The following is a 12,841-nucleotide window of genomic DNA, read 5'->3' on the forward strand; positions in this document are numbered from 1 at the left end:
GCAAGAAAGAGGGAAAGAAAATTTGAAAATCCTGCCGTTTTCCGCTATAATAAGGACATGCGAAGAAATTGTTCCATGGCACAAAGCTGCCGGGAAAGGAGCCATATCATGCAGAACGCCCTGAAAAACGCCGCCGGCTGGGCAGAGGAGGCGGGCCGCCAGCCCCTGCCGGAATGGGACAGCCTGCCGGGCATCCCTTTATATATGGATCAGGTAGTGCTGTACCTGACAGATTTGCTTGCCGCGTTCCAGCGGGGGGAAAGCAGCCCCCTACTCACCAGCTCTATGGTCAATAACTATGTAAAAAACGGGGCTGTCCTCCGCCCGGAAAAAAAGAAATACGACCGCAGGCAGCTTTCGGCCCTGGCTGTCCTGTGTATGCTCAAGCAGGTGCTGTCTTTGCAGGACATCAAAACCCTCTTTGCCGGGGACGCCTCCCAGGAGGAACTGTACGGGCTTTTCCGGGAAGCCCACCATGCCGCCATGAAGGAGGCCGGCCGCGAACTGGCACAAAGCATGGGGGAGGGCCGGGATTCCCGACATGAGGCCCTGCGCCTGGCAGCAGAGGCAAACGCCAAACGGGCTGCGGCCCAGCGGATTCTGCTGGAACTGGAAAAGGAAGCTTCCGCCCCAAAAGAGAAAGCGGGCCTGGAGGAAGGGCGGCAGTAATATATCCTCTGGAGGAGAATCAGGCGGGAGGACAACTGACGATGGGAACCCTCTAAGAAGCCAGTTTGTGGGCGGTAGATAAGAACGGTATGCAAATGCCAGACTGCACAACATGACGTGACGCGTGGCTGGTACCATAGGGCTTTGCCCGCATATGAAACACCCCTGGCTTAGGGGCGGTGACGTAAGAAAACATGAGAAAACCCAGTAAAATCAATGTTTTTTAAGGGCAGCGGAAAGCGGGCGATGTCGGCAAGACACCGCCCGCTTCTGCGTCCCGGCCAACGCCGCAGATTTTGAAAAAGTCTGCGGCGTTTTTTCATGTCCATACACCGAAAGGAGCGGAGAAAGCCGGGTTTTATAACAAGCTCAAGCGCGGCTCCCTGCGCATTGTCAAGGTAGAAAGCGGGACGGACACCCATCTGGAAGGGGCCACCTTCTGCTTAAAGGACGCGGACGGACAGGTAGTGGCAGACGGTAAAACAGACAAAAACGGCGAGCTGCTTTTTGAGGATTTGCCCTGGGGCACCTACAGCCTCCATGAAGTTTTCGCCCCGGAAGGCCACTCCCTGGATACCTCCCGCATTGAGGTGGAAATTTACGGCAAAGAGGTTGTGGAAATCACAGTGGAGAACGACAAGCTCATCCCGGAAGAACCTACCACCAGCATCCCCAAGACCGGCGATACCCGCACGAACCCCTGGCTCGTGGGCCTTGCCATGGCGGGTATGCTGGCAGGCGTGGGCGGTTTAGTCTCCTATCTCATTAAAAAACGCAGAAAGTAAAAAGGAGAAAACAATATGCATAAAAGGAAACTGGCCTCTGCCCTTTTGGCAGAGGCTTTGCTTTTTACCAGTGCCATCCCGGCCAGCGCCGCGAAAGCTACAGGCACGCCCACACCCCACCAGGTTTTCTACAGGGAAGAAGCGGGCCAGACCTTCGCAGGCAAAATTGGCATGGAAAAGGATGTTACAGAAGTGGAGGCGGGGCAACCCGCCTTTTCCCTTTCCGTCCAGGACGGGGCGGTTTTGTTTGATTCCCTCTACACCAGCACCCAGCAGGCTATCAGGGTCACCTGTGACGGGGAAAGCGTCAGCCAGGAGGTAAACCTGGCAGTCTATGACACGCTGGACGTTGCCCCAGCCAAGGGTAGCGCCGTCCTAGCCGTAAAGGATGCCCGTACCTTGAAGCCCGTCCCTGGCGCAAGGTATACGTTGTACTGCGGCGGGCGTATTGTAAAACCCAGCGTGGAAAGCAACGCAAAATCAATTCCACACGTCTGCCACCGCCGTATTTGAGAGCATTTTCAATAATGTTTTGCATCACTTCAACGCTCCTGCTCAAATCCCCCGATAGAAGACAGTTTTTATATTTTACGATAATAAAATCTGTTTTGATAAGTGCCAATTTTTCCTTGTAATATCCCGCGATTTTTTCAACGAGTTCCGAAAGATAAAAACTTGCCCATATTCACTTCAAGGCTGAAGAAATCTTCTCTTGAAGCTGTTATAATCTGTGAAACATAACACTCGATTCCGTCCGCTTTTTCATTGATGTTTTCAGCGGTTTTGTGCTGCTTTTCCGCGTCCGGATACAAATTTTTCGACAGTGCTACCGAGTACAATTTTATCGCGGAAAGTGGCGTTTTAATATCGTGTGAGAACGATAGCAGCTTGTCCTCCTTTTCCGTTTTCGCACTTACAATCAATACGGGCGTGTTGCTTGACCTGCGGATTTTTTCCAGAACATAAAATCCGTCCTTACCGGGCAGCATGATGTCAAGCACAAAAAGCCTTGCGCCGTATCTTTCGTACAGCAGCAAGGCTTTTTCAACTGTTTGAACCGCCGATACCGTATAATTTTCCGCACGGAGAAAATCACACAGCAGGTCGGCAAGCTCCTTTGTTGTCCTCAACAATAAGAATATCTATACTACCGACCTAATTCCAGAAGCCAGTTATCCAATACACGCTCCCGTTCTCTCAACTGCGTGGAACAGTCGCTTAAGTCGTACTCTCCCTTTATGTTCCCGTCAACAATGTACATGACCCTTGTACATTTTGCCGCGTGCCGCGACCTTAACATCGTGAGTAACGAGCATGATTGTTGTTCCCTCAGAATTTAATTTTACAAGCTCTTCCATTCCTTATTGAGCTAAAAAACTGCGAACAAATATCACTAAACTAAACTCCAGCAGCACCCCGCCAAAACACTTCTCTATCGTCCGCAAGCTATACTTTTTCATCCGCTTTTTGATCGCCACGACCCCCGCGGACAGAGCGAACCACCAGATATATGTCCCGGTAAACACGCCGGTCACCAAGAGCGCTCCGTCCAGTGGAGCCATCCCGCCGCTCGGCCCGAACCATGAGAACGCAAACAGGAACGTCAGTATCGCCGCCGGGTTGGTGATGCCCACCACGAAGGAGGACAGGAACAGCTTTGCGCCTTGAGCGGGCTGGGCCAGGGACTCAGATGCCGTGTCTTTTTTCAGCAGCAGGTTGTCGGAATTATAAAGGGCGCGCTCCTCGTCAAAGGTCTTGTTTTCGATAATTTCTCTCATGATAGGTTCTTCCTTTCGCAAATTATTTTTTCGCTTTCTGCATTTCATAGACCAGATAGTCCAGACAGTCAATGCGCTTTTGCTCCCGGTGCATGGCGTCCAGCAGCTTGCGGCGGTGGTTTTGCAGAAGCTTGAGGCCCTCCTTCTCCCGCTTTTCCTCCATATCCTCCATAAACTGGCAGATGCATTTTTCATCGCAGCCCGCGTCCCGCAGGTTCTGCTCAATGGCTTCCTTCGTGTGATGTGCCCGCATTTTTGCACCCCCTTTGCTTGATGGGCCTATTATAACTCGTCCAAATCGGAAAAACAAATACTTTGATGTTATACCACAGTATGCTTGACAGCTATACTTCTTTCTGCTATGCTATAAGTACAAGACTGCACAAAAGGAGGAAACCACAGTGGAATTGCGGGTTTTACAATACTTTCTCGCCGTCACCCGGGAGCAGAACATCCTGCGGGCGGCGGAGTCCCTGAGCCTATCCCAGCCCACCTTATCCCGGCAGATCCGGGACATGGAGGCGGAGCTGGGCAAGCAGCTTTTCATCCGTGGCAGCCGCTCCATCACTCTCACAGAAGAGGGCATGATCCTGCGCAAGCGGGCCGAGGAGATTATGGAGTTAGTAAAGAAGGCCGAGGATGAAATCGCCTTAGCGGAAGAGCCGGTGTCCGGCAGCATTACCGTAGGGGCCGGCGAAACTGACGGCCTGCGGGTGCTGGTTCGTGCGGTGCAGGCCCTGCGGGAAGAATGGCCAGGCGTGCATTTCCACGTGGTCAGTGGGGACAAGTGCTCCGTCATTGAACAACTGGACGGCGGGCTCATCGACTTTGGCGTGGTATTCGGGGACTTCGACAAGACTAAATATGAGTATATCCCGGTGCCTTGTATGGAGCATTTCGGGGTGCTCATGCGCAAAGACGACCCATTGGCAGAGAGGGAGAGCATCGACCCAAAAGAGCTGTGGAACAAACCACTGATCGTCTCCAGGCAGGCCCAGTGCGATGCAACTCTGCCGGAGCTTTTAGGGCGCAAACAAGAAAAGCTGAACATTGTGGGTAGCTATAATCTGCTGTTTTCCGGTTCGCTGATGGTAGAGGAGGGCATGGGCTATGCCCTGGCCTTTGACAAAATCGTGGACACCGGCGCGGACAGTAATCTTTGTTTCCGGCCCCTTTCCCTGCAAAATGAGATTCCCATGTTTGTGCTGTGGAAGAAATATCAGATGTTTACCAAGGCGGCGGAGAAGTTCCTCATAAAGCTGCGGGAGCTGGAAGATGAAAGTTAGTCTGCTTTTGTGCGCAGCGCTTATGCTGGGTTTAGCCGCCTGCGCCGCTGGTGAGAGCGCCAGTGCGCCCACCCCGTCTCCCAGGCAGACGATCACACAAAGCACAAACCAATCGGAAACCACCCCAAAACTACAAGAAAACAATAATATAGAAGGAGAATGTACAATGGAAGTCTTAAACTTTGAGCGGGAGGGCAAGAAAATCTATGGTGAGCTGTACCTGCCAGCAGGTGACGGGCCATTCCCTACCGTCATCATGGCCCATGGCTTTGACGGTCAGTGCGCCCACAATCGGCCCTATGCGGAGATTTTCGCTCAAAACGGCATCGCCGCCTACATTTTCGACTTTATCGGCGGCGGCAACGATATCCAAAGCGACGGCGCGACCACGGAGATGTCCGTGCTCACCGAGGCGGCAGACATGGTGGTGGTGCTGGACGGTCTTGCCGCCCTTGACAAAATAGACAATAAAAATATCTTCTTAGCCGGGCAAAGTCAGGGTGGATTTGTAGCCTCCTACATTGCGGGCACCCAGCCGGAAAGGGTGCGGGGGCTGGTAGCGATCTTCCCGGCTTACGTGCTGCAGGATGACGCCAGAAAGCGCATGGAGGGTCGTGAGCTGCCGGAGACCGAAGAAATCATGGGCCTGCTGCTGGGCAAAATTTATGCCGAGGATGCCACGTCCTTCGACATCTACGATGTGATCAAGAATTACCCCGGCCCGGCGCTGCTGATCCACGGTACCGCCGACCAGTTGGTGCCCATCGACTACTCCCGTCGGGCGGTGGAGGTGTTCCCCTCTGCGGAGCTGGTGGAGATAGAGGGCGCGGGTCATGGTTTCGACCGCGCAGACGAAGATAGGGCTATCAATTTGTCGCTGGAGTTTGTGAAAGAGAATCTTCTGTAGGTAAAACAAATATATGCTTTTTGAGTATACCACACCATAGCGCATAGGCATTTGATTTATTCTCTCCCAGATGGTAAAATGACTTTATCGTAAACACGCATTTCACGCAAAAACTGCCAGCGCCTATGCTTCCTGTAGGGAAAGCCTAGGGACGAGATAGAGGAAATCGCCGGATACTTTGGAAAATAGGGCTTGACATGGAGTACACTCAAACTTATATAATTTAAGAAAACAGGAAAGGACGCTGCGTATGAAAAATTTTGGTTTTGGCTTGATGCGCCTGCCCACCACTGACCCGGCAAACGCCGGGGCCATCGACGTGGAGCAGGTCAAGAAGATGGTGGACTTGTTCATCGAGAAAGGCTTTACTTACTTTGACACCGCCTGGATGTACTGCGGCTTCCAGAGCGAGCCTACCATCAAGGAAGTCCTCACCAGCCGCTACCCCAGGGACAAATTTACCCTGGCAAGCAAGTTGCATAACGGTTTCTTCAACAGCTTTGAGGACAGGGACAATGTGTTCCATGAGCAGCTAAAAAAGACCGGCGTGGACTATTTCGACTATTATATGCTCCACGGCATCGAGTCCGGCAGCTACCCCAAGTATGAGCAGTTTGACTGCTTTAACTGGCTGAAAGATAAGAAGGAAAAGGGCTTGGTGAAAACGGCGGGTATCTCTTTCCACGCCACCGCCGAGCTGCTGGACGAAATTTTGACCAAGTACCCCTTCATCGAGTTTGTCCAGCTTCAAATCAACTATCTTGACTGGGAAAGTGAGTGGATTCAGTCCCGCAAGTGCTACGAAGTGGCTGTCAAGCACGGCAAGTGGGTGACGGTTATGGAGCCGGTCAAGGGCGGCACGCTGGCGAAGGTGCCCGGTGAAGTGGAGGATTTGTTCAAAGCTCACGACGCGAAAACTTCTCCCGCAAGCTGGGCGATTCGTTTTGCGGCCAGCTTGCCGGAAGTGAAGATGGTACTTTCCGGCATGAGCAATCTTGCCCAGATGAAAGACAATCTCAGCTTTATGGAGGACTTCAAGCCCCTGACCGACGAGGAGACCGCCATGGTGTTCAAAGCGGCGGAGATCATTAACAGCCAGATTGCCGTACCCTGCACGGGCTGCTCCTACTGCACAGAGGGATGCCCACAGAAAATCGCCATCCCCCAGTATTTCTCCCTGTACAACGAGGATATGCGGGAACATTTGGAAGAAAAGGGCTGGACGGTAAATTTCACCAACTACGCCAACCTGACGAAGAGCTTCGGCGCGGCAAAGGACTGTATTGCCTGCGGCCAGTGTGAGGAGATGTGCCCCCAACATCTGCCCATTATTAAGAAACTGAAAGAGGTTTCGGCGCATTTTGACAGGTAATCAAAACATAAAAGGGCCGGTGGGAAGTAACTCTCACCGGCCTTCTTTCTTTGCACTATTTTCGTTTCGTCCAATAGACCCCATGGAACAAACATCCCATCAAAGTGGACACCCCTGCCAGCGCGTAGGTCAGCACATACCCCGCCCCGGCAGACACCGCGCCCCAGATGGCCGTGCCCGCGCCGTTGCCGATGTCACCCATGAGCATGAAGCTGGGATTCAAATTCCTCCCGGTCAAAGAGCATTTCCGCGCTGCCGCCGTCCACCACCGCATACACCGTCAAGGCAGATGTTCATCAATTTTGTGGAATCATAGGATTTTACAGTGTTGTAGATATTGCGGAACATTGCGGTTGATTTCGCCGCCGTGGAATAGTCATCCCCTTTTTCCAAATCAATGTCCACACCGTCGCACCACGGATATTTCTCCATGATCCGCACAAGCTCCGAAAGGAACATATCCTGCGCCCCGTCCGTGTTCTCACGCAGCGCCTTAAAAATGCTGTTCGTGCCGTCATTGGCGACCGTCAGCAGCCACCTGATGTGCGGCCACTTGCTGATATACGTCCGCATGGTGGAACCCGCCGCGATGGAAACGCCGCTTTCGTAAATTTCCCCGGTTGCCCTGACCTTGAAGGAGAACAGCCCAATCTGACTACGGCGGTACGGATAGCGTCGATACTTTCCCGGTTGATCTGTGACAGCCCCGCAAGGGTGTAGTCCCAATCTTCGGGCAGGGAAAGCATTTGCGACAAAAGCCCCTTTGCCTTTAATGTCAGTTCCTTGTTGCGTAAATGGTGGTTGCTCATAACGGTATAGCCCTTGTTGCGCTCCACTCGGAAAACTGCCATAGCTTCATCACTCCTTTGGTTGTGGATTTGTTACGCGATAGAACGCCATTTTGCCGGGGTTAGGTATAAATCCCTGTCCCCGGCAAAAGTGCGCCCGCAAAGCCGCATATAGCAAAGCTCTTTTCGCCCCTACTGCGTAACATGAGGGCATAAAAAAAGCGGCGTTCCTGTTCTCCCGTGTTGGGATAGAGAAACGCCGCGTATGCGTCGTATTCAGTTTTCATTTATTCTTTCTCAATGCTGTGTGCTGGTGGCTGGGCTGGCAGGGTTGGGGGCGGCATATCAAGGCTCTTTCCCTCAAAAGTAGTAAATTGGTAGTAAATTCAGCTTGAAATCCTGCTTGTATGCCCGTAAATCAAGGCTTTTTTGAGATAATCAACCATTTTCTTTTAAAACAATTACCGTAGGGTGTCCGAAACCTACACAACCGACGAATAGCAGAAGCGGGTGAAAATCCGAGAAACTGAGATTGTCTATAACTTCATTGGTACGTTTGATTTTAAGGGAGCGCGGGAGCAATCCCAAACTGCCCAAGACAAAAATAATGCGAAAGCGGCACAGCTTAATACTACGCCGCCCCTCACTTGAAATGTTTTCTTACGTCACCGCCCCATTCGCCGGGGGATTTTTATTGTCTGTATCATGGGGTAAAAACCCTCGCCTTAAGGCGAAACCTTTAGGTTAATGGAAGAAGCCAAAAGTTTAGTAGAGGTAAAGAAGGAGATACTAAACTTGAGGTGAAAGGATATGGAAAATTACCGGAAATCGTCACACTGCACATACGACATAAAATACCATATTAGCCGATTGTGGTTCAGTTATGCTACAGATCACACCTCGTCCAGATACACGCTTACCTTGATAATGCGCTCGTTCTGGGCGGAAAGGTACGCTGGGGAGCGGCGGATGAAATCGAAGAAGCCTTCCTCTGTTTCCTTCTGGGAGACAGAGCAGGAGAAGTGCTGGTTTGCCTCGTTGGGCTCGTAGATCACGTCCATATGCAGGTGGAAAAACCCTCCGGCAGGGTTGGGGTACTGGCGGATGAGGGTGAAGAAGAAAAGCTCTATCCCGGTGAAATTGTCTGTCACTGTTTCGAAAAGAAGGGTATCCTCCCCTTCCACCGGAATACGGCACATCTCCTCAAAGGTATCTACCAGTTGGGAAAGGGCCATAGGGGCGTCTGTGGCTTTATCTAAAAACGCAAAGGCTTTTTGGTTTTCCATGGGAACCACCAAGCGGCGCGGCATTCCGCACCGCTCCTTTCTTTGTTTTTTACTGCCGGCTGAACTCGGAGAGCAGCAGGCCCTCGTTATGCTCCAAAGCCCAGTTAATGCTCCACTGGTTGGAGAAGAGCAGCAGGTAGCGGCCTTTCATGTCCTGCACTTTCTTGGTATCTGAGGTAAGGTTCAGCTTTTTCAGTTCCATTTCGTCCAGGCCCTCGTTATCGATCCAGCGGATGAAGGAATAGGGCAGGGAGGACATGGCAATCTCTACGTTATACTCGTTCTCCATGCGGTACTGGAACACGTCAAACTGCAGGGTGCCCACCACCCCCACAATGACCTCCTCCATGCCGGCGTTTACCTCCTGGAAAATCTGGATGGCGCCCTCCTGGGCTATCTGGGTGGCCCCCTTGACAAACTGCTTGCGTTTCATGGTGTCCTTCTGGCGCACCAGGCTGAAAAGCTCCGGGGCAAAGGTGGGAATGCCCTCAAACAAAACCTTCTTTCCCGGGGCGCACAGGGTGTCGCCAATGGAGAAAATGCCGGGGTCGAACACGCCGATAATATCCCCCGCATAGGCCTCCTCAATGATTTCCCGGCTTTGGGCCATCAACTGCTGGGGCTGGGCAAGCTTTATCTTCCGGTTCCCCTGGACATGCTCCACCTCCATGCCCTTTTCAAATTTCCCGCTGCAAATGCGGATAAAAGCGATGCGGTCCCGGTGGGCCTTGTTCATGTTGGCCTGGATTTTAAAGACAAAGGCGGAAAAGCCTTCATCAAAGGGATCGGCGGTGCCGCCCAGGGCGGGCCGGGGCAGGGGCGGGGTGGTTAGGCGCAGGAAGTTTTCCAGGAAAGGCTCCACGCCGAAATTTGTCAGGGCAGAACCAAAGAACACTGGGGAAAGCTTGCCATGGCGCACCTTCTCCTGGTCGAACTCATAGCCAGCCCCGTCTAAAAGCTCCACGTCGTCCCGGAGGGTGCCGTACAGGTTTTCCCCGATTTCCGTAACCAGCGCCTCATCCTCCAGCTCGTAATCCCGCTCCTCCACCTCCCGGCGGCCGGCGTTTTCCTCTTCGGGGATAAAGCGCAGCACCTTCTTTTTGCTTCGGTCATATACGCCCTTGAAGTCCACCCCGGAGCCAATGGGCCAGTTGACAGGATAGGTGCCGATGCCCAGCTCCTGCTCGATTTCCTCCAAAAGGTCGTAAGGATCCCGGGAATCTCTGTCCATCTTGTTGATGAAGGTGAAAATGGGGATGTCCCGCATGACGCACACTTTGAAAAGCTTGCGGGTCTGGGCCTCCACGCCTTTGCCGGCGTCAATCACCATCACGGCGGAATCTGCCGCCATCAAGGTGCGGTAGGTGTCCTCGGAGAAGTCCTGGTGGCCGGGGGTGTCCAGGATGTTGATGCAGTAGCTGTCATACTGGAACTGCATGACAGAGGAGGTGACGGAAATGCCACGCTGTTTTTCAATTTCCATCCAGTCGGAGACAGCATGGCGGGAATTGCGCTTGCCCTTTACCATGCCTGCCAGGGTGATGGCCCCGCCGTACAGCAGGAATTTTTCCGTCAATGTGGTTTTGCCGGCATCCGGGTGGGAGATGATGGCAAAGGTGCGGCGGCGGGTGATCTCGTTTCTATTAGTATCAGGCACAAAAAGCCCTCCTTTTTTGTTGTGGATTTGATGTGGCAGGGCTTTTTATCCTCAATGCTTCATGGGGATCCCCCTTTTTCCATAGTTTCTGTGTTCCATAAAAATCCAGTATGTAGTATACCATATTTCCCCGGAACATGCAAGGAAGGTCGGGACGCTGTGACAAATTTTGAGGGCGTCAGGTGCTATGATGTAATGCAAAAGAGGCAGCAGCCTCCTTTACACCAGTGGCAGAGCCACCCGTTTGAAAATGGATGGAGGTTTTCAGCCATGAATTGTGCAGTGTTGCCTTGACTATAATCTCCCAAAAGGAGGTCGTGCAGTATGGGGAAAATTTTGCGCCTGCTGGGGACATGCCTGACAGCGGCTTTTCTGCTGGGAAGCCTGCCCCACATCTCTCAGGCGGCAGAGGTGAAAGCGGAAAGGGATATTATACAGACAGAGCGGCAGGACGGCCGGGAATTTTGCTTGCGTTACCAGGTGCGGGCCGAGGACGCTTTGGGCCTTCGGAAGCCGGGCCGCCTGCTGATAGTGGTGGACAACAGCCTTTGGGCTGCGGATTTGGCGGAGGAGCCATTGGGACAGGCATATGAAGAAGGAAAGCCCCACAAAGCCATAAAGGAGGGGGAAACGCTTTATATGGAGCAGGAGGGGCGTTTTCTCCCGGTTTCCTTGCGAGAAGGACAGTGGAAAGCTTCCGGCGGGCAGACAGCGGGAGAGCGCACCGCCCAGGGGGATGTGTTTTCCTGCCCTCTTTATACAAAGGGAGAGGCCCAGACAAAAGGCGAACATATCCGGGAGGCAGTACAAGCCCTTCTGGAAAGCCTGGTCCAGGACGCGCCGGAAACAGAAATTGGGATCCTGCGGGCCGGGGGCCGCGTGGATGTAAGCTCTGTGGCGGCGGCAGGGGAAGGGGAAGAAGTCCTGAAGGCTTTTTTGGAGGAACAAAAGCCCCAGGGCCAGCAGAATTTCCCAGCAGCTCTCACCCTGGCGGCCGATCTTGCAGAGGAAAGCAGCCTGCCTGTGTGCCTTGTTATCCTGGCGGCAGGCACAGAACCCCTTTCCGGGGAAAAGGCCCTGCTGTGTCAAAGCCAGGTGCAGCGTATACGGGAGCTGGGCGGGCGCTCTTTTGTGGGGGTGCTGGAGGATCTGGAGAAAGAGGGCGAAGCCTTTTGGCAGTCTCTTGCCAGCGCGCCTGGGGAGGAACATTGCTTTTTCCATGCAGATCCTGCCCTCTGCCTGGAAGCGGCGGGGAAGCATACCGCCGGGGCCTTCCAGGTGGAAATCCGCGAAAGGCTGGATCCCCGCTTTACGCTAAGCCTGCAGGAGCAGAGCAGGCTGGAGAAAGCAGGGGCACAGGTGCAGCAGGCAGAAGGTGTGTGGCAGGTATCCTGGCCTGTGGAGCTGTACGGGGACAGGCCCTGGGAAGGAGAGCTGACCGTAGAAGCCAGAACGGATTTCCCGGGAGGCAATGGGGTGCCTGTTGGAGCGGAAGGGGCAGGAGTCTATACCCAGGGCGGGCAGATAGGGGAATTTCCCCCTGTAAAGGCCAACGTGGGGGCGTCTCTTGTTTTGGAAAACCGGCAGGCGGAAATTTTCCTGGGGGAGACTGTCCCATCCCTGTGGAAGGGGGAGAAAATCCACCAGGCCATGATGAAAGGCCCTGCCCCCAACTGGTATGGCAAAGGCAGGACAGGGGCTTTTTCTTTTCAATGGGAGACAGAGGCGGGAGCCGCGGCGGGCACGTCGGAGGAGCTTGGGAAAACAAAGCCGCGGGCAGACACGGTCTACCGCCTGCGGGCAATCTTCACGCCCATAGGCTCCGGCACCGGGGCGGCGGGAAAGCCTGTAGAACGGCTGGAAGCGGAAGGCACGTATGCTGTGTCGGTAAAGCCCGGAACGCTGCGGGTGCGGGTGTTTGGGGACGATATCACCCAGGAGAGCCGCCTGGCGCTGGCGGTTTCCGGGCCAGGCCAAAGCTATGCCCTTACCGCCTGCCCGGAGGCAGATCCCCAAAGCGGCAAGCTGGTGCTGGAGGCCGAGCTTAAAAACCTGCCCTACGGGAAGTATACGGTAACCCCGCTGGGAGCCGCCGGAAAAGGCTTTGCTCCCCAGGAATGCCTTTTGGGCGTGTGCAGGGAGGACGACACAGTGGATACCGCAAGGCGCTTTGGGGTAGTGCGGTTTGCATACCGGCCGGGCCTGGCAGGGTAGGGTTTTCAGTGGCAGGCTATATTAGATAGCGTCGTCAATAAAAATGTGATATAATAGTCCTCAAAAAAGAAGGAGGGCAAAAAATGGCGATGGAACAGC

At 53.7% G+C, this 12,841-nt stretch carries 14 protein-coding genes and 1 pseudogene; 7 read left to right on the top strand and 8 right to left on the bottom strand.

What is annotated here, in order from left to right; genetic code table 11:
- Positions 1-75 precede the first annotated feature (75 nt).
- From D1841_RS11305 to D1841_RS11315, 3 genes are all read left to right on the top strand, one after another.
- Complete coding sequence (locus tag D1841_RS11305) at positions 76-669, top strand: DUF1836 domain-containing protein (protein WP_166554262.1); 594 nt, start codon at positions 76-78, stop codon at positions 667-669.
- Positions 670-965: 296 nt separating this feature from the next.
- Positions 966-1,454 (top strand): collagen binding domain-containing protein, encoded by a 489-nt coding sequence (locus D1841_RS11310; protein WP_160643147.1) that lies wholly within the window; start codon positions 966-968, stop codon positions 1,452-1,454.
- A 15-nt stretch (positions 1,455-1,469) separates the two neighbouring features.
- Positions 1,470-1,967: a hypothetical protein gene (locus D1841_RS11315; RefSeq protein ID WP_166554260.1), complete on the top strand. Its 498-nt coding sequence runs from the start codon at positions 1,470-1,472 to the stop codon at positions 1,965-1,967.
- A gap of 137 nt (positions 1,968-2,104) precedes the next feature.
- Here D1841_RS11315 and D1841_RS19865 read toward each other — a convergent pair whose 3' ends face one another.
- From D1841_RS19865 to D1841_RS11335, 3 genes are all read right to left on the bottom strand, one after another.
- Positions 2,105-2,584, bottom strand: a complete 480-nt coding sequence (locus D1841_RS19865; RefSeq protein WP_347563945.1) for a response regulator — start codon at positions 2,582-2,584, stop codon at positions 2,105-2,107.
- A 231-nt stretch (positions 2,585-2,815) separates the two neighbouring features.
- On the bottom strand, positions 2,816-3,232 hold the full coding sequence (locus D1841_RS11330; RefSeq protein WP_160643151.1) for a LysE family transporter: 417 nt from the start codon (positions 3,230-3,232) through the stop codon (positions 2,816-2,818).
- Positions 3,233-3,254: 22 nt separating this feature from the next.
- Complete coding sequence (locus tag D1841_RS11335) at positions 3,255-3,485, bottom strand: hypothetical protein (protein ID WP_160643152.1); 231 nt, start codon at positions 3,483-3,485, stop codon at positions 3,255-3,257.
- Positions 3,486-3,633: 148 nt separating this feature from the next.
- Between D1841_RS11335 and D1841_RS11340 the strand changes: the two genes are divergently transcribed.
- From D1841_RS11340 to D1841_RS11350, 3 genes are all read left to right on the top strand, one after another.
- Complete coding sequence (locus tag D1841_RS11340; RefSeq protein WP_160643153.1) at positions 3,634-4,518, top strand: LysR family transcriptional regulator; 885 nt, start codon at positions 3,634-3,636, stop codon at positions 4,516-4,518.
- 166 nt (positions 4,519-4,684) lie between these two features.
- Entirely contained in the window at positions 4,685-5,425 is a 741-nt protein-coding gene (locus tag D1841_RS11345) for a S9 family peptidase (RefSeq protein WP_160643154.1), read from the top strand.
- A gap of 250 nt (positions 5,426-5,675) precedes the next feature.
- Positions 5,676-6,797, top strand: coding sequence for an aldo/keto reductase (locus D1841_RS11350; RefSeq protein WP_160643155.1), 1,122 nt, complete (start codon positions 5,676-5,678; stop codon positions 6,795-6,797).
- Between the two features lie 55 nt (positions 6,798-6,852).
- Here the strand turns inward: D1841_RS11350 and D1841_RS11355 are convergent, their stop codons facing one another.
- The 5 genes and pseudogenes from D1841_RS11355 to D1841_RS11375 form a co-directional block, all read right to left on the bottom strand.
- Positions 6,853-7,020, bottom strand: a complete 168-nt coding sequence (locus D1841_RS11355) for a hypothetical protein (RefSeq protein ID WP_160643156.1) — start codon at positions 7,018-7,020, stop codon at positions 6,853-6,855.
- An 11-nt stretch (positions 7,021-7,031) separates the two neighbouring features.
- The gene (locus D1841_RS19870; protein WP_371721801.1) at positions 7,032-7,523 is read right to left on the bottom strand and encodes a hypothetical protein; all 492 of its coding nucleotides are present in this window, start codon (positions 7,521-7,523) and stop codon (positions 7,032-7,034) included.
- Positions 7,445-7,648 (bottom strand): annotated as a pseudogene (locus D1841_RS19200) (helix-turn-helix domain-containing protein); the annotation flags it as partial. The pseudogene D1841_RS19200 and the gene D1841_RS19870, both read right to left, overlap by 79 nt.
- 830 nt (positions 7,649-8,478) lie before the next feature.
- Positions 8,479-8,895, bottom strand: coding sequence for a hypothetical protein (locus tag D1841_RS11370; RefSeq protein ID WP_160643157.1), 417 nt, complete (start codon positions 8,893-8,895; stop codon positions 8,479-8,481).
- Positions 8,896-8,920: 25 nt separating this feature from the next.
- Entirely contained in the window at positions 8,921-10,528 is a 1,608-nt protein-coding gene (locus D1841_RS11375; RefSeq protein WP_160643158.1) for a peptide chain release factor 3, read from the bottom strand.
- A gap of 324 nt (positions 10,529-10,852) precedes the next feature.
- On the opposite strand from D1841_RS11375, the gene D1841_RS11380 reads away from it, so the two are divergent.
- The gene (locus D1841_RS11380) at positions 10,853-12,742 is read left to right on the top strand and encodes a hypothetical protein (protein WP_160643159.1); all 1,890 of its coding nucleotides are present in this window, start codon (positions 10,853-10,855) and stop codon (positions 12,740-12,742) included.
- Positions 12,743-12,841 lie beyond the last annotated feature (99 nt).

This window comes from Neglectibacter sp. X4 (genome assembly GCF_009917365.1).
GTDB lineage: Bacteria > Bacillota > Clostridia > Oscillospirales > Acutalibacteraceae > Acutalibacter.